This is a genomic window from Rhizobium sp. RU36D (genome assembly GCF_900176345.1).
GTDB lineage: Bacteria > Pseudomonadota > Alphaproteobacteria > Rhizobiales > Rhizobiaceae > Allorhizobium.
This window is the reverse complement of the sequence record NZ_FWXU01000017.1, coordinates 41,463-57,129: the sequence shown is the minus strand read 5'-3', so window position 1 is coordinate 57,129 and position 15,667 is coordinate 41,463. Positions and strand designations below refer to the sequence as shown.

The 15,667-nt window shown below is 62.1% G+C and carries 16 protein-coding genes; 10 read left to right on the top strand and 6 right to left on the bottom strand.

Features of this window, described 5'->3' with window-relative positions:
- Window positions 1-28: 28 nt before the first annotated feature.
- The 5 genes from B9A97_RS19155 (at window position 29) to truA (ending at window position 5,603) form a co-directional block, all read left to right on the top strand.
- Window positions 29-1,570, top strand: coding sequence for a methyl-accepting chemotaxis protein (locus B9A97_RS19155; RefSeq protein WP_348532407.1), 1,542 nt, complete (start codon window positions 29-31; stop codon window positions 1,568-1,570).
- 193 nt (window positions 1,571-1,763) lie between these two features.
- Window positions 1,764-3,263 carry a globin-coupled sensor protein gene (locus tag B9A97_RS19150; RefSeq protein ID WP_084367174.1) on the top strand — a complete coding sequence of 500 codons (1,500 nt, stop codon included), beginning with the start codon at window positions 1,764-1,766 and terminating at the stop codon, window positions 3,261-3,263.
- A gap of 73 nt (window positions 3,264-3,336) precedes the next feature.
- Window positions 3,337-3,855 carry a peptide deformylase gene (def, locus tag B9A97_RS19145; protein ID WP_084367171.1) on the top strand — a complete coding sequence of 173 codons (519 nt, stop codon included), beginning with the start codon at window positions 3,337-3,339 and terminating at the stop codon, window positions 3,853-3,855.
- 54 nt (window positions 3,856-3,909) lie between these two features.
- Complete coding sequence (gene fmt, locus B9A97_RS19140) at window positions 3,910-4,845, top strand: methionyl-tRNA formyltransferase (protein WP_084367369.1); 936 nt, start codon at window positions 3,910-3,912, stop codon at window positions 4,843-4,845.
- Window positions 4,845-5,603: a tRNA pseudouridine(38-40) synthase TruA gene (truA, locus tag B9A97_RS19135; RefSeq protein ID WP_084367168.1), complete on the top strand. Its 759-nt coding sequence runs from the start codon at window positions 4,845-4,847 to the stop codon at window positions 5,601-5,603. The genes fmt and truA overlap by 1 nt, the downstream gene beginning before the upstream one ends.
- Before the next feature lie 6 nt (window positions 5,604-5,609).
- Here truA and B9A97_RS19130 read toward each other — a convergent pair whose 3' ends face one another.
- From B9A97_RS19130 to dapD, 3 genes are all read right to left on the bottom strand, one after another.
- Window positions 5,610-6,203, bottom strand: coding sequence for a hypothetical protein (locus B9A97_RS19130; protein WP_084367165.1), 594 nt, complete (start codon window positions 6,201-6,203; stop codon window positions 5,610-5,612).
- Window positions 6,190-7,383: a succinyl-diaminopimelate desuccinylase gene (dapE, locus tag B9A97_RS19125; protein ID WP_084367162.1), complete on the bottom strand. Its 1,194-nt coding sequence runs from the start codon at window positions 7,381-7,383 to the stop codon at window positions 6,190-6,192. Before dapE ends, B9A97_RS19130 begins: the two co-directional genes overlap by 14 nt.
- Before the next feature lie 169 nt (window positions 7,384-7,552).
- Entirely contained in the window at window positions 7,553-8,413 is an 861-nt protein-coding gene (gene dapD / locus B9A97_RS19120) for a 2,3,4,5-tetrahydropyridine-2,6-dicarboxylate N-succinyltransferase (protein ID WP_084367159.1), read from the bottom strand.
- Window positions 8,414-8,631: 218 nt separating this feature from the next.
- Here dapD and B9A97_RS19115 point away from each other — a divergent pair, with 218 nt between their 5' ends.
- From B9A97_RS19115 to B9A97_RS19105, 3 genes are all read left to right on the top strand, one after another.
- Complete coding sequence (locus B9A97_RS19115; RefSeq protein WP_084367156.1) at window positions 8,632-9,486, top strand: LOG family protein; 855 nt, start codon at window positions 8,632-8,634, stop codon at window positions 9,484-9,486.
- 111 nt (window positions 9,487-9,597) lie between these two features.
- On the top strand, window positions 9,598-10,248 hold the full coding sequence (locus tag B9A97_RS19110) for a class I SAM-dependent methyltransferase (RefSeq protein ID WP_084367153.1): 651 nt from the start codon (window positions 9,598-9,600) through the stop codon (window positions 10,246-10,248).
- A gap of 113 nt (window positions 10,249-10,361) precedes the next feature.
- The gene (locus B9A97_RS19105; RefSeq protein WP_179145339.1) at window positions 10,362-11,225 is read left to right on the top strand and encodes an SDR family oxidoreductase; all 864 of its coding nucleotides are present in this window, start codon (window positions 10,362-10,364) and stop codon (window positions 11,223-11,225) included.
- A 48-nt stretch (window positions 11,226-11,273) separates the two neighbouring features.
- On the opposite strand, the gene hydA is transcribed toward B9A97_RS19105, so the two are convergent.
- The 3 genes from hydA to B9A97_RS19090 all read right to left on the bottom strand — a co-directional run bounded on the left by hydA (window position 11,274) and on the right by B9A97_RS19090 (window position 14,387).
- Window positions 11,274-12,680, bottom strand: a complete 1,407-nt coding sequence (hydA, locus tag B9A97_RS19100) for a dihydropyrimidinase (RefSeq protein WP_179145342.1) — start codon at window positions 12,678-12,680, stop codon at window positions 11,274-11,276.
- A 222-nt stretch (window positions 12,681-12,902) separates the two neighbouring features.
- The gene (locus tag B9A97_RS19095; RefSeq protein WP_084367150.1) at window positions 12,903-13,553 is read right to left on the bottom strand and encodes an EF-hand domain-containing protein; all 651 of its coding nucleotides are present in this window, start codon (window positions 13,551-13,553) and stop codon (window positions 12,903-12,905) included.
- A 120-nt stretch (window positions 13,554-13,673) separates the two neighbouring features.
- Window positions 13,674-14,387, bottom strand: a complete 714-nt coding sequence (locus tag B9A97_RS19090) for a pyrimidine 5'-nucleotidase (RefSeq protein ID WP_084367147.1) — start codon at window positions 14,385-14,387, stop codon at window positions 13,674-13,676.
- Window positions 14,388-14,472: 85 nt separating this feature from the next.
- Between B9A97_RS19090 and B9A97_RS29825 the strand changes: the two genes are divergently transcribed.
- Complete coding sequence (locus tag B9A97_RS29825) at window positions 14,473-14,637, top strand: hypothetical protein (protein ID WP_179145338.1); 165 nt, start codon at window positions 14,473-14,475, stop codon at window positions 14,635-14,637.
- A gap of 114 nt (window positions 14,638-14,751) precedes the next feature.
- A complete protein-coding gene (locus B9A97_RS19085) occupies window positions 14,752-15,666 on the top strand; it encodes an EamA family transporter (protein ID WP_084367144.1) in 915 nt (304 codons plus the stop codon).
- The last annotated feature ends 1 nt before the right edge of the window (window position 15,667 follow it).

The window sequence follows — 15,667 nt, the reverse complement described above, 5'->3', positions numbered from 1 at the left end:
GTCGGCAGCCCTCGGGGCTGCGAGACATATGGGGAATGCGATGACGGCCGATGGCAAAACTTTATTGGCAAAGAACATCGAGAGAATGAAGCTGGACGATACATCGCGCGGTGTCTTGCGCGATATCGGGCCGACCGTCTCACGCAATCTGGATGCTGCGGTCAAGGTGCTCTACGGGCGCCAGTCGGCGACGCCGGGTAAGGAGCCAGCACTCAGCGACGCCAAGCGGAGTTCGGTTATGAAACGCCATCAGGATCATGGTTCCATGGTCATGACCGGCCGTTTCGACGATGCCTATATTGAAAGTGCGAAGAAACTGAAGATGGCCCAGTCCGAGGCAGATTTCCAAACCGACTACCCGATCGATGGCTATGGCCTGTTCCTCGAGAAGCTCGTGACATCGCTGATCTGCGAGCGCTGGCCGTCCCGCTTCGGCCGCAAGAATGCGCCAGTGCTGGCCACGGAAGTCGGCGTCTTGATCCGCGCTGCCATGCTCGACCTGAACATGCTGGTGGCGCAGCGCTTTGAAGAGGTGAAGCTGCAGAGCGTGGCAGCGGAGCAGCAGAACGAACATATGGAGCAGGCCCGCCTCGAGGCGTTGGCAGCCCTGGACGAGGTGCTGCCCAAGTTGGCCGTGGGCGATTTCGAGACAAAGCTTCCGGAAGTCATGCCGGAAGGGTTCGAAGGGATGGGCGAGAGCTACAACGGTTCCGTTGAAAAGCTGCGTGGCACGATCGGTACCGTGCGCGGTGCCGCGGAAGAAATTCTCCGCTCCACGACAGGCATTTCGGATGCCGCCGGGCATCTTGCACAAAGAACCGAGCAGCAGGCGGCAGGTCTGGAGGAGAGCACCGCAGCACTGCAGGAACTCACCCAGAACGTCGCCCTGACCGCAGATGGTGCCCAGCAGGCGGCGGCCGTGGTGGAAACCGTGCTGGCCGAGGCCAAGACCTCGGGTTCAGTAGTGACCAAGGCGGTAACCGCCATGGGCGCCATCGAGAAATCCTCCGAAGAAATTGCCAAGATCATCGGCGTGATCGACGAGATCGCGTTCCAGACGAACCTTCTGGCGCTCAATGCCGGCGTTGAAGCGGCCCGGGCCGGGGACGCAGGCAAGGGCTTTGCCGTCGTGGCGCAGGAAGTCCGATCGCTGGCCCAGCGCAGCGCCGATGCCGCCAAGGAGATCAAGGGGCTGATCTCCCAGAGCACGACACAGGTTCAAAGCGGTGTCGGGCTGGTGAACACGACCGGCGAGGTCCTGCAGAACATCATCGTCCGCATCGGCGAAATTAACGACATCGTGGCCGGCATTGCAACGGCCGCCGCCGACCAGTCGAGCGGTTTGCGCGAGGTTAACGCCGCCATTGCCGCCATGGACACCAATACCCAGCAGAATGCGGCCATGGTCAGCCAGACCAGCACGCAGACCAGCCACCTGCGCGAGGAGGTGGAGCGCCTCTGCCGCGCACTCCGTGGCTTCAAGACCCGCGGAAAGCGCGCCGATTCAGCGGCAGCACCCCATCGCCGGGGTGTCGAGCATCCCGCGGCACCGATGAAGGCCGCAAGCTAAATTGATATCAGATAAGCGTATATCGGAGCAGATGCCCCAGGGTCGCCCATGATCCCTGGGGCAACAGGCGATTTCGCGACCTCCGTTTACTGGACATTCATCAAATTCCCGGATTCTAAAATCGGCAGCCGATGAGCGCGGTGTTTTCCGCGATCCTTGGTCGATGTAATTGAGTTATAAAGAGATTTCGAAAATGAATGAAAAGTCCGACCAGGCGCTGAAAGAGCGCCTTGACTTCGTAGAACTCGATGCAGCGACGTCCCGGACGCTTCAGTCCCTGAAGCCGACCATTGGGCCGCTGATGGGCGGCGCTCTCGACAAGTTCTACGCCAAGGTCGCGGCTCATTCGAAGCTCGGTCCATTTTTCCGCGACAAGACCCATATGTCCGGCGCCAAGAAGGCGCAGGAGGGGCACTGGGACAAGCTTTCCAACGGCACGTTTGACAGCAAATACGTCGCTGGCGTGACGGCGATCGGAAAGGCGCACGCCCGTATCGGGCTTGAACCGCGCTGGTATATCGGCGGCTATTCCATCCTGCTGGGCGAACTTGTTTCGGGCATCCTGAAACAGCACTGGCCATTCCCCTTTGGCCGCCATCATGCCGCGGCGCTGTCCGACAAGCTCAGCGCCCTGATCAAGGCGGCCATGCTCGACATGGATTATTCGATCTCCGTCTATCTCGACGCGCTGGAGGAAAAGCGAATCGAACTTGAGCAGCAGCGCGAACGCGCCGAGGCCGATCAGAAGGTCGCCATGGATCACCTGCGGCGCGGCCTGCAGGCCCTGGCCAGCGGCGACTTCGAATACAAGATGTCGGAAGACCTGCCTGAGAATTTCAAGCGCATGGCGCTCGATTACAACGAAACGGTCAATCGGCTGAACCATTCCTTCGCCTCGATCCGTCGGACCTCGGAAGAGATTCTCGACGGCACGGAGACCATCGCCAAGGCTTCCGACGAACTGGCGCTGCGGACCACCAAGCAGGCGGCCGGAGTCCAGGAAAGCTCGACAGCCCTGCAGCAGCTTTCGGTCAGCGTCGGGCAAACCGCGACAAATGCCGAGCGGGCCTCCGAAGCGGTGCAGGATACCCAGCAGCGCGCCAGAACCTCGGGCGCCGTGGTCACCAAGGCCGTGGCAGCGATGGCCGAGATCGAAAAGTCCGCAACGGAGATTTCCAAGATCATCGGTGTGATCGATGAAATTGCGTTCCAGACCAACCTTCTGGCTCTGAACGCCGGCGTCGAGGCGGCGCGGGCAGGGGATGCCGGCAAGGGATTTGCGGTCGTGGCCCAGGAAGTGCGCAATCTCGCCCAGCGCAGCGCCGAGGCCGCCAAGGAGATCAAGGGCCTGATCACCCAGAGTTCGAACCAGGTCGGCGAGGGCGTCGAGCTCGTCAGCAACACAGGTTCGGCACTGGCCGACATGATCGAGCGCATCGATGCCATCAACACCTTCGTCCTTGACATCGCGACGGCCGCAAAGGACCAGGCCACCGGCCTGAAGGAAGTCAACGTGGCGACGCGCAACATGGACACACTGACCCAGCAGAACTCGACTATGGTCGAGCAGACGTCTGCTGAGACGCGCCGCCTGCGGCAGGAAGTCGCCGGCCTGGTGTCCCTTCTCGGGCAGTTGAAGACGCGCGAGGAAGCGCGTGAAAGCCAGCGGCGGTCGATCAGAAACGCCGCGTAAACCCTGAAGGACATGGTGTCCCAGCCCGTCTTTTTTCGATTCCATCGGAATGCGAGATGGGTTATGGGACATCATGACCATCAAGCCTCTTATCATACTTCCCGACCCCCTGCTGCGTCAGGTTTCCAAGCCGATTGAGCGTGTCGATTCCGATACGTCGAAGCTCATCGATGACATGCTCGAAACCATGTATGATGCGCCCGGTATCGGTCTTGCCGCCATCCAGGTTGGCGTTCCGCGTCGCCTTCTGGTGATCGACGTGTCGAAGGAAGGCGAAGACAAGAAACCGCTGGTCTTCATCAATCCGGAAATCATCAAGTCGTCGGACGACCGATCCGTGTATGAGGAAGGGTGCCTGTCGATCCCTGACTATTATGCGGAGGTCGAGCGTCCGGCAGCGGTTACGGTGAAGTCGATCGATCGGGACGGGCACGAGCAACTGACGGAGGCGGATGGGCTGCTGGCAACCTGCCTGCAGCACGAAATCGACCATCTCAACGGCGTCTTGTTCATTGACCATATCTCCCGGCTGAAGCGCGAGATGGTGATCAAGAAGTTCACCAAGGCGGCCAAGTCCAAGGCCGCCCTTTGACGGTCTGTGCCGCGGACGAGCGGCATCCTTGCTGACGATATCGCGAGCACGATCATGGCACTTCGCATCATTTTCATGGGTACGCCGGATTTCTCCGTGCCCACCTTGCGCGCCCTTGCCGGCGCCGGCCATGAGATCGTCGCGGTTTACACCCAGCCCCCGCGGCCGGGCGGACGTCGCGGTCTCGACCTGCAGAAATCACCGGTGCACCAGGCCGCAGAAGCGCTTGGCATCGATGTCCTGACGCCGCTCAACTTCAAGGCCGAAGAAGACCGCGACCGGTTTCGAGCCTTCGGCGCCGATGTCGCCGTGGTCGTCGCCTATGGTCTGCTGCTGCCGCAGGCCGTGCTCGATGCAACGAGGCTCGGTGCCTATAACGGTCATGCGTCGCTTTTGCCCCGGTGGCGCGGCGCGGCCCCGATTCAGCGGGCGATCATGGCCGGCGATACCGAGACCGGCATGATGGTGATGAAGATGGAAAAGGGGCTGGATACCGGCCCCGTCGCGCTGACCCGCCGGGTTGCCATCGCGCCAGACATGACGGCCGGAGAGCTGCATGATCGCCTGATGCTTGAAGGTGCTGCGGCCATGGTGGAGGCCATGGCGCGGCTGGAGGCGGGAAATCTGCCGCTCACCCCACAATCCGAAGCGGGCGTGCTATACGCCGCCAAGATCGACAAGGCAGAAACCCGGATAGACTTCGCCAAGCCGGCGACGGAGGTGCACAACCATATCCGTGGTCTAGCACCCTTTCCCGGCGCCTGGTTCGAACTGGAGATTGGCGGCAAGCCGGAGCGCATCAAGGTCCTCTCGAGCCAGCTCTGCGGCGGATCCGGCGAGAGGGGCCAAGTCCTGGATGACGCCCTGGCAATTGCCTGCGGGGAGGGGGCGGTGCGTCTGACCCGCTTGCAGAAGGCCGGCGGCAAGCCGCTCGAAGCAGCCGACTTCCTGCGCGGGACGCCAGTGGCGCCGGGGGCAATTATCAGCTGATGCCACGCTTTCGCATGACCGTCGAATATGACGGCACACCCTATGTCGGCTGGCAGAGACAGGAGAACGGGTCCTCGGTGCAGGGCGCCCTGGAACAGGCAATCCTCACGCTGACGGGCGAAACCGTATCCATCCGCGGCGCTGGCCGCACCGATTCCGGCGTGCACGCCATGGGCCAAGTGATCCATGTCGACCTGTCGCGCGCATGGGTGCCCTACAAGCTGCGCAATGCGGTGAATGCCCATCTCGCTCTGGCGCAGGAACACGTCGCGGTGCTGAATGTCTTGGAGGTCCCAGAGGATTTTGATGCCCGGTTCTCGGCGCTAAGACGCCACTATCTCTACCGCATCATTTCCCGCCCGTCGCGGCTGGCGCTGGAGGCGGAACGGGCCTGGTGGGTGTCGAAGCCCCTGGATCATGAGCTTATGCACGCGGCTGCGCAGCAACTGGTCGGGCATCACGATTTCACCACGTTCCGCTCTGTCCATTGCCAGGCGAAGAGCCCGGTCAGGACGCTCGATCGGCTTGACGTGACCCGCAATGGCGACCTGATCGAGATCCGGGCGACAGCGCAGAGCTTTCTGCACAATCAGATCCGGTCCTTTGCCGGTACGTTGAAGCTTGCGGGTGAGGGACGCATGACGGTTGCGGATGTGCGGGCGGCGCTTGAAGCACGCGACCGCGCGGCCTGCGGGCCGGTTGCGCCACCGACAGGCCTGTTCTTCATGAAGGTGGATTATCCCGGGGATCCGGCCTGATCGTTGTCAGCGCGGGAAGACGTCGAGATAGCGCTCCAGCGTCTCGGACAGGATCATCGTCGGCACCAGCAGCACCATCGTCAAGGTCGAGACCATCAGCAGATGGTCGCCGCAGATGGTCCAGAGAATGCGGAACAGCGCTGCCACCAGCACCACCATCAGCCCGAACCAGGCCAATGCAATGAGCGCCGGCAGTCCAGGCGCGATCATCATCAAAATGATCAGCACGCCATAGGCATAGGAGACAGGCAGGGCCAGCCAGTTTGTGGCAACCACGATGGCCGGAAACTTGTCAGCGATATCGAGGACCAGGCACAGCACGCCCACCAGAACCAGCGGCACGAGCCAGTTCGCGGCCTCGAGCAGCGCAAGGCGGAAGAAGAACAGCGAGGCCGGCAGGGCGCCAGTCATGCCGTCCATATAGCTCATGCGCCACCAGATCCATGAGAGCGCGATGGCCGGCGCTGCCCAGACGATGGCCCAGAACGAGCGGATCATGCCCCGATCGGTCATGTCCATGTACTGGAAACCCTTGGGGTTACGCTGGAACAGCAGCCACAAACCGTTGAGGTAGATCAGGATCTCTCTAGTCGTCGGCATGCGTGAACCATCGCTCCAGAAAGGCTTCGTAGATACGGGTCAGGGTTTCGAGGTCTGCCACGGCAACGCGCTCATCCACCATGTGCATCGTCTTGCCGACCAGTCCGAACTCCACGACAGGGCAATAATCCTTGATGAAGCGGGCATCGGATGTGCCGCCCGTCGTCGAAAGCTTCGGTGTTGCCCCCGTCACGGCCTCGACGGCGCCCGAGAGAGAAGAGATCAACGCATTGTTGCGGGTCAGGAACACATGGCTTGGCCGCTCCGCCCAGGCGATCTCGTAGCGGGCCGGCTCGCGGCCAGGGCGCAACCGCTGATCGGCTGCAGCCTCGTCCAGTCGGCGCATGATCTCGGCCATCACGCTCTCGGCTGTCCAGGTGTCGTTGAAGCGGATGTTAAACCGCGCCACGGCTTTGGCGGGAATGACATTGGTCGCGGGATTGCCGACATCGATCGACGTGACCTCCAGGTTGGAGGGCTGGAAGCTGTCGGTGCCGTGGTCGAATGGCGGATGCATCAGGGCCTGCGTCATCAGGATGATGGCTCGCACCGGATTGTCGGCAAGATGCGGATAGGCCGCATGGCCCTGCACGCCATGCACCGTGATCGTGCCGGAGACGGAGCCGCGCCGACCGATCTTGATCATGTCGCCCAGCTGGTCCGGATTGGTCGGCTCGCCCACCAGGCAGGCATCCCAGCGCTCGCCCTTGTCGGCCGCCCATTTCAGGAGCTTCACCGTGCCGTTGACCGCAGGGCCTTCCTCGTCGCCGGTGATCAGCAGCGACACCGAGCCTTTCGGTTTGCCATGTTTCTCGATATGGCGGGCGACTGCGGCTATGAAGCAGGCGATGCCGCCCTTCATGTCCACCGCCCCGCGGCCATAGAGGTCTCCGCCGGATATGGCGGCGGAAAAGGGCGGATGGGTCCAGGCGGCCTCGTCGCCGACCGGAACCACGTCCGTATGCCCGGCAAACATCAGATGCGGCCCGTCGTCGCCAAGCCGCGCATAGAGGTTTTCGATGTCAGGGGTGTTTTCGTCCGTCTCCATGACACGCGAAACCGCAAAGCCGAGCGGCTCCAGCATGGCCTGCAGCGCGGTTAGTGCGCCGCCTTCAGCAGGGGTTACCGAAGGGCAACGGATCAGCGTTTGCAGATTGGCGACGGGATCAGAACTGGTCATGGCAAGCAGTCTTTATGAGGCGCGGCAGGATATCGGGAGCAGGCTCGGCTCCCTTGTATGGCATCCCAGGTTTAGCGGAAGCCCCGAGGTCTGTCACCCCGAGGCTTGTTCTCTGTCAGGCAAGCGTATTGCCGTGAGCGGCACATTGGTACCAGCCGCCGGTGCAAGCTCAGTCGCGCAGCAACTCATTGATGCCGGTCTTCGAGCGCGTCTTTTCGTCGACGCGCTTGACGATCACGGCGCAGTAGAGATGCGGGGCCGGCATGCCGTTGCTCATCGTGGCATTGCCCGAGGGCATAGAGCCGGCAACGACGACGGAGTAAGGCGGTACTTCGCCATACATGACCTCGCCGGTGGCGCGATCGACGATCTTGGTCGACTTGCCGATATAGACACCCATGCCCAGCACGGAGCCTTCGCGGATGATGCAGCCCTCGACCACTTCCGAGCGGGCGCCGATGAAGCAGTTGTCCTCGATGATCGTCGGGCCGGCCTGCAACGGCTCCAGCACGCCGCCGATGCCCACGCCGCCCGACAGATGCACATTGGCGCCGATCTGGGCGCAGGAGCCGACCGTTGCCCAGGTGTCCACCATGGTGTTTTCACCGACATAGGCACCGAGATTGACGAAGGACGGCATCAGCACCACGCCCTTGGAAATGTAAGCCGAGCGGCGCACGACGGCATTCGGGACAGCGCGGAAGCCTGCAGCACGGAACTGGTTCTCGCCCCAGCCTTCAAACTTGGAGGGCACCTTGTCCCACCAGGTGGAAGCGCCCGGGCCGCCCGCAACGACTTCCATATCGTTCAGCCGGAAGGACAGGAGCACGGCCTTCTTCAGCCACTGGTTCACGGTCCAGGCGCCATCGGCGCCGCGCTGTGCCACCCGCACCGCACCCTCGTCCAGGAGCTTGAGCGAGGTTTCAACCGCGTCGCGGACTTCGCCCTTCGTCGTCGTGTTGACGGTATCGCGATTGTCGAAGGCGGCTTCGATGACATGCTCCAGGGAGGCGAGATCGCTAGCGTTCATGAGAATTCCTTAAACTTCGTTGGATATCGTTTGATCCGGGACATGGTCCGGACCCGCAATCGGAAACCGGCGTTCTGCTCTAGCGCATTCCCCCGCGATTTGGAACAGTCGGCGGCGGCAGCGATGCCGTTAGCAACGACGTTCTGCGGCGGACCGTCATCGGTCGCGGCAATGCGAAAGACAAGGAATTCCGCCCCGGCGGAGAAAGGCATGAAACTATGGCAAAGACCAACGGCAGGCAGCGCAAGACAGCCGCTTGGGATCCTCTGAAGGACAGCTCGACCGACCGCAAGGTTGCGGAAGGCGTGCCGAAGACCCCGCAGTCGCTATCCCCCTCCTATCGCCTGGCCTATGCCGACGACGACTTCCTGTGCCGGGAGGAGTTGCGACCCGTGCGCCTGCAGCTCGAACTCCTGAAAACGGAGATGATGCTGTCGGAGCGCGGCATCCGGTCGACCGTCGTGATCTTCGGCGGCGCGCGCATTCCCGCACCCGGTGCCGACGCCTGGGCTGCCAAGAACGAGGTCCAGCGCAAGAACCTGATGGCCGCCTCGGTCTATTACGAGGAAGCCCGGAAGTTCGCCCGGCTGTGTGCCGAACAGGCGGCCTTGCACGAGCACCGTGAATACGTTGTCGTCACCGGCGGCGGTCCGGGTGTCATGGAGGCCGGAAACCGCGGCGCCGCCGAGGTCGATGCGCCATCGATCGGCCTCAACATCGTGCTGCCGCACGAGCAGGCACCCAATGCCTTCGTCACGCCGGAGCTCAGCTTCAACTTCCACTATTTTGCGATCCGCAAGATGCATTTCCTGATGCGCGCCAAGGCCATCACCATCTTTCCCGGCGGCTTCGGCACAATGGACGAGCTGTTCGAATCGCTGACGCTGATCCAGACCAAGCGCATGGCGCCGATCCCACTGATCCTGTTCGGCGCGGAGTTCTGGCATCGCATCATCGATTTCCAGGCACTGGCCGATTTCGGCACCATCGCGCCTGAGGACATGGACCTCTTGAGCTTCGTCGAGACGGCCGATGAGGCCTGGAGCATCATCGCCAAGCACTACGGCTTATAGGATCGCCAGCCGCAAAACGCTTGCAATCGCGAAAACGTGCATCCGCATCGGAACATATTCGGTGGCTGGACGTTTTATCGCGCATTGTCATGCGTTTTGCGGGAGAGGCATTTGGCATTCGTCAACGAAGGGTTGGAACGGCAGCGGCAGGTCTATCGGCGCTGGGCGCCCGTCTATGACCGGATCTATCGCGGCATTCTTCAGGACGGTCACCGCAAGCTGGCAAGCCTGGCGGCAGCGGCCGGTCAAGACATCCTGGAAGTGGGTGTGGGCACGGGCCTGGTTCTTCCCTACTATCCCCATTGTTGCCGCGTGACCGGCATCGATATCTCCGAACACATGATCGACAAGGCGCGGGAGAAGGTTTCGCGGCTGAACCTCAATCATGTGCTCGGCCTGCAGGTCATGGATGCGCAGGCGCTGGAGTTTGCCGACAACTCGTTCGATGCCGTTAGCATGCCCTTCGTCATCACGCTGATACCCGATCCCGAGCGCGCCCTGAGCGAATGCGCCCGGGTTCTGCGTCCCGGCGGGGAGATCATCGTTGCCAGCAAGCTCGGCGATGGTGTTGGCCTCCAGGGCGCGATCGAGGAGGCCATGGCGCCGCTGGTGCACAAGATCGGCTGGAGTTCGGCATTCCGCATCGATCGTCTTGCCCGCTGGGCCGCAGAGCGCGGCGATTTCGACGTCGTCGAGATCCAGCGGGCCTTTCCGAACGGCTTCTTCAAGGTCATGCGCCTGAAGCATCGGCACCCGACCTGACCCGGCCCGGCCCAATAGTAGGGTGCCACCTCGATTGATCTCCTAGGAAATTTGCAACCGGCGGGAACAGGAGTGCCGTCGCCGTAGTTTGCCGGTGGAAACAGGAGATCATCATGACCGACGTCCGTCGTCCCCTTCCGCCGCAACCCCGTCAGACCCAATCGCCTCCGGGGCATACGGCACTGATGGAGCCAGCGCCAGATCACGGCGAGAAGTCCTATGTCGGCAACAACAGGCTGCATGGCAAGGTTGCCCTGATCACTGGCGCCGATTCCGGCATCGGGCGCGCGGTCGCCATCGCTTTCGCCAGAGAAGGAGCTGACATCGTCATCTCCTACCTGAACGAGCATGAGGATGCCAAGGAGACGGCACGCTGGGTGACGGATGCCGGTCGCCGCGCCAAGCTTGCAGCCGGCGACATCACGAACGAACAGTTCTGCAGCCGGCTGGTGCGGGAAACCGTGGAGGCCTTCGGCCGCATCGACATTCTCGTCAACAACGCCGCATTCCAGCGGACCTATGCCTCGGTCACGGACATCACGGCCGAGGAATGGGACATCACCTTCCGCACCAATATCTATGCGCCTTTCTTCCTGAGCAAGGCCTGCGTCCCGCACATGAAGCCCGGCAGCGCTATCATCAACACCACGTCGATCCAGTCGCGGCAGCCATCGGCCCATCTCCTGGCCTATGCCTCTACCAAGGGCGCCGTGTCCAACTTCACCGCGGGCCTGGCGGAAATGGTCGCCGAGCAAGGCATCCGCGTGAATGCGGTGGCGCCGGGCCCGATCTGGACCCCGCTCATTCCCTCCACCATGCCGGTCGAAAAGACACAGTCCTTCGGCAAGCAGACCCTGATGGGTCGGGCCGGCCAGCCAGCGGAACTGGCGGGCGCCTATGTGCTGCTGGCTTCAGACCTCGGTAGCTATATGACGGGGGCAGTCGTTCCGGTCACTGGCGGCGAGATCATGATCTGAATTTTGAGATGCCGAGGTGGGCCTTATCGCCCGCCTCGGCTTCAGCGCTCAGGACGCGTATTGGCTGGCGCTGCGCGAGAGGATCTGGCCAAAACCCTTGTCGCCAATGATGTCGCCATCCTGCATCACCAGCTTGCCGCGGGCGATAGTTGCCACCGGCCATCCGGTCACCTCGAAACCTTCCCAGGGCGTATAGTCAGAGCCATGATGCAGGATCTCCTGGCGAATGGTTTCCTTCCGGTTGGGATCCCACAGCGCGATGTCGGCATCAAAGCCGACGCCGATCGATCCCTTCTTCGGGTAAAGCCCGTACATCTTGGCGTGATTGGTGGCGGAAAGCTCGACGAATTTCTGCGCCGTGATCCGCCCCTTCGAAACGCCCTCGGAAAACAGGATCGGCAGGCGGGTCTCGATGCCGGGAATACCGTTCGGCACCCAGCGAAACGATGTCCGGGCCTTGGGGTTCAACTTGCCGTCAGTGGCGTCGTAGCGGAATGGGCAGTGGTCGGAGGAGAAGGTCTGGAACACGCCCTGGGTCAGGCCTTCCCAGATGGCCTTTTGGCTTTCTGTGTCGCGCGGCGGCGGGGAGCAGACATATTTGGCCCCCTCCATGTTCAGCCCCTGCAGGTCTTCGGCGGTGAGCGTGATATATTGCGGGCAGGTCTCGGCATAGACCTTCAGCCCACGCTGTTGTGCCCAGCGCACCTGCTCCATCGCCTCGCGGCCGGAGACATGAACCACCATCATCGGCACGTCGATCAGTTCCGCATGGCTGATCGCCCGATGCGTTGCCTCTCGCTCGATCACCTCAGGCCTGGAAACCGCGTGATAATAGGGTTCGGTCTTGCCGGCGCGTTCCAGCCGCTCGGTCATGAACTTGATGGTGTCGTAGCCCTCGCAATGCACCATGACCAGCGCCTTTTCCGCGCGGGCGACATCGAACACCTCGAGAAGCTGCCGATCGTTTAGCACCAGGTCGTCATAGGTCATGAAGACCTTGAAGGAGGTATAGCCATCCTTCACCAGCGCCGGCAGTTCCTGGCCCAGCACCGCCGGCGTTGGGTCGGAGACAATCAAGTGGAAGGAGGTGTCGATATAGCACTCGCTCTCCGCGAGGCGCTTGTAGTCTTCCACCGATTGGCGCAGCGAATGGCCGCGCTGCTGCAGCGCGAAGGGCATGATGCAGGTATTGCCGCCGGCCGCGGCCGATGCCGTGGCGCTGGCAAAGTCGTCGGCCAGCGTGATCCCCAGACCTTGCGGCTGGGAGACATGAACATGGCTATCGATGCCGCCGGGCATGACCAGCAGACCGGTGGCATCGATCTCGCGGGCAGCGCCGCTCACCTCCTCGGCAATGATGGCGATCCGCTCTCCCGAAATGCCGATATCGGCGCGATACATGTCGGTCGCGGTCACGATCGTTCCGCCGCGTATGGCCAGGTCATAGGTCATGATGGGTCCCTTGCGATTGAAGGTGGACACTGTGGCATCAGGTCGCCGACAGCGGATGGAAGACCCAATGGTTATCGGAAGGAAGGGGCTTTCGACAAGCCGTCTTGCGCGGGAGACGAGCCAGCGGGCCAAACATGCAAAAAAGGCCGCCCGCAGGGGGCGACCTCTTTGAACACTTGGCTTTTCAGCGCGGGACCTGACGCTGTCAGGACCGCCATGCCGATGTTAGCGAATCCAGGCGCCGCGCTTGGGGAAGTCGGCGGCGCTGATCGAGCCGTCCTTGTCCGTGTCCATGCGCTCGAACATCTTGTCGCCCATGGCCACGGCCTCTTCCTTGCTGATCTGGCCGTTCTCGTCGGTATCGGCCACGCGCATCATGCCCATGCCGCCGCGCGGACCGGGGCGACGTTCGCCCTCGTCATTGCGGGCGTCGTGACGCCAGCCATGCTGACCCTTGCCATGAGGGCCTTCGCCGGCATCGGCGCGGTCGCCGTGATGATGGCGCCAGCCCGGACGATCGTCGTCACCGGGTGCCGGCTTGTCGTCCGCCTGCGGCGCATTCTGGGCCATCTCGGCCTTGCGCGCTTCCATCATGGCCTCGCGATGCTTGCGCATTTCGCCCGGCGTCAGGACGCCGTTGCTGTCTGCATCGATCGTCGTGAACAGCTTGTCGCGTCCGGCAGCGGCCTCTTCCTTGGAGATCTTGCCGTCGCTGTTGGTGTCCATCTGCTGCAGCATGGTGACGAACATGCGTTCCGGGCCACCGCGGCCCATCTGCCCCTCGCGCTGGCCATCACGAGCCAATGATGCGGTCGCCGACGTGCCGATCATCAGGGTGGCTGCCAGTGCTGCCAGAGTGATTGTCTTCCCGTTCATGTGTGCTTCCTTCCATCCGAGTTGGGATGACTGGAGCTTATGCCGGGTGGACCCACGGTCCTACTTAAACATCCGTAAGGATGGATGAATGTTTGGTAATATTTGATGCAATTCAAAAAGTTAACGAAGTATTGCCTCAAGAAAGCCGGTAAGGTCATCCGTCATGTAGTCGATGTCGGCGCCATTTTCCGCCGTATCGGCCCGCTCGAAGCTTTCCAGAACCGCCGTCCCCAGGTTCACCGGCACCAGAAGAACGGTCTTCATGCCCAGCGCCTTGGGCACGGCCAGATTGCGCGGCAGGTCCTCGAACATCGCCGCATGGCGCGTATCGACGCGGTGCAGGCTCATAAACTTGTCATAGGTTTCGCCTGCGGGCTTAGGCACATAATCCGCCGCTACGATGTCGAAGATGTCGTCGAAATGATCGAGGATGCCGAGCGCCCGAGCGGCAGCCTGGGCGTGGCTCACCGTGCCGTTGGTGAAGATGAACTTCCGGCCCGGCAGCGCCCGAATGGCCGTGCCTAGCCGCTCATCCGGCAGCAGCGCCGAATAGTCGATCGCATGGGCCCGCTCGAGAAAGCTGTCCGGATTGATGCCGTGATGCAGCATCAGGCCGGCCAGCGTCGTGCCATGGTCGCGGTAGTACTGCTTCTGCAGCCGCTTCGCATCCTCAGGCGCCAGTTGCAACAATTCGGCGACGAAGGCCGTCATGTTGCGGTCGATCTGGGCGAACAGGTCGATGTGATGCGGATAGAGCGTATTATCCAGGTCGAAGACCCAGTCGTGCACATCAGCGAAATCAGCAGCGTTCGGAAGCGATGTCATCTTTGTCATGGCTCCCTTATGTCAGAGCCGCCGACGGAAGAAAATGCGTATTTGCGGTGCCGATCGCATTTGGCAAACGTGCTGAAGCAGCGGCATGGAAATAGAATTGGTCGCCGCCTCGAAAAGTGCTATGCCGGTGCTCATGCGAACCGATCATCGGCATTGGCAGAAGGCGGCATTCATCCTGCAGGACCACAAGCTCCTGCCGGCCCGCTTTTTCGCATCCTATTCCTGCAAAGCCCTGAGCCGGCTGAGCTGACGCCCGCCCCGGCTGTGTCGCACAGCCAATCCTCGCAATTCCCGTTATTCTCGACCGGCGTGCTGGAGAGGGCTTCAACCCGTCTCGCATCTGGTCGCTTCCCGGAGAAACACCATGGAAGTCTGGGCCGTCATCACTTTTGCCAGCGCCTTCCTCCAGAACATGCGCTCGGCGCTGCAGAAACACCTGAAGGGGCGCATGGGTACGACCGGCGCCACCTTCGCCCGCTTCGGTTATGGCGTGCCCTTCGCCGTGGCCTATCTCGCCATCCTGCATTATGGCCTGGATCGGCCGCTGCCTGTGATGAACGGTCCCTTCTGGTTCTGGGCCACAGTCGGAGCCTTTGCCCAGATCGCCGCCACGTTCCTCCTGGTGCATCTGTTTTCCTTCCGCAACTTCGCGGTTGGCACAGCCTATTCCCGCACGGAACCGGCCCAGGCAGCCCTGATCGCGCTGGTCCTGTTCGGAGAGAAGATCACGCTGCCCGTCATCATGGCGATCGTGATCTCGGTCGTCGGGGTCATGTTGATATCGGTCGCGCGCACCGCCATCACGCCTAAAGCGCTCCTGACCTCGGTTCTCAGCCGCACCGCCCAGATCGGGCTGATGTCCGGGCTGTTTTTCGGCGTGTCCGGTATTTCCTATCGGCAGGCGTCGCTTGCCCTGGCCCCGAGCCTGCCGCAGCCTGATGCGGTCATGCAGGCCGGCTTTACCCTCGTCGTCGTGATCCTCATTCAAACGATCTCGATGCTGGCCTGGATGCTTCTGCGCGACCGGCAGGAGCTTGGAAGGGTCGCTGCGGCATGGCGGATTGCAACGCTGGTCGGCTTTGTCGGCGCCACCGCATCCTTCGGGTGGTTCATCGCCATGACCCTTCAGCAGGTGGCCGTGGTCAAAGCGCTGGCGCAGGTGGAAATGCTCTTCACCTTTGCCTCCTCCGTCTTCGTCTTCAAGGAAAAGATCAACGGCTTCGAGATTGCCGGTTGTCTTCTGATCGTGCTCGGCGTCCTGCTGCTGCTGGTTACGTGAG

Bases quoted from the DNA above. Each gene is read 5' to 3' on its own strand.
- B9A97_RS19155 (WP_348532407.1), top strand. From the start codon at position 29: ATGGGGAATGCGATGACGGCCGATGGCAAAACTTTATTGGCAAAGAAC.
- B9A97_RS19150 (WP_084367174.1), top strand. From the start codon at position 1,764: ATGAATGAAAAGTCCGACCAGGCGCTGAAAGAGCGCCTTGACTTCGTA.
- def (WP_084367171.1), top strand. From the start codon at position 3,337: ATGACCATCAAGCCTCTTATCATACTTCCCGACCCCCTGCTGCGTCAG.
- fmt (WP_084367369.1), top strand. From the start codon at position 3,910: ATGGCACTTCGCATCATTTTCATGGGTACGCCGGATTTCTCCGTGCCC.
- truA (WP_084367168.1), top strand. From the start codon at position 4,845: ATGCCACGCTTTCGCATGACCGTCGAATATGACGGCACACCCTATGTC.
- B9A97_RS19130 (WP_084367165.1), bottom strand. From the start codon at position 6,203: ATGCCGACGACTAGAGAGATCCTGATCTACCTCAACGGTTTGTGGCTG.
- dapE (WP_084367162.1), bottom strand. From the start codon at position 7,383: ATGACCAGTTCTGATCCCGTCGCCAATCTGCAAACGCTGATCCGTTGC.
- dapD (WP_084367159.1), bottom strand. From the start codon at position 8,413: ATGAACGCTAGCGATCTCGCCTCCCTGGAGCATGTCATCGAAGCCGCC.
- B9A97_RS19115 (WP_084367156.1), top strand. From the start codon at position 8,632: ATGGCAAAGACCAACGGCAGGCAGCGCAAGACAGCCGCTTGGGATCCT.
- B9A97_RS19105 (WP_179145339.1), top strand. From the start codon at position 10,362: ATGACCGACGTCCGTCGTCCCCTTCCGCCGCAACCCCGTCAGACCCAA.
- B9A97_RS19095 (WP_084367150.1), bottom strand. From the start codon at position 13,553: ATGAACGGGAAGACAATCACTCTGGCAGCACTGGCAGCCACCCTGATG.
- B9A97_RS19090 (WP_084367147.1), bottom strand. From the start codon at position 14,387: ATGACAAAGATGACATCGCTTCCGAACGCTGCTGATTTCGCTGATGTG.
- B9A97_RS29825 (WP_179145338.1), top strand. From the start codon at position 14,473: ATGGAAATAGAATTGGTCGCCGCCTCGAAAAGTGCTATGCCGGTGCTC.
- B9A97_RS19085 (WP_084367144.1), top strand. From the start codon at position 14,752: ATGGAAGTCTGGGCCGTCATCACTTTTGCCAGCGCCTTCCTCCAGAAC.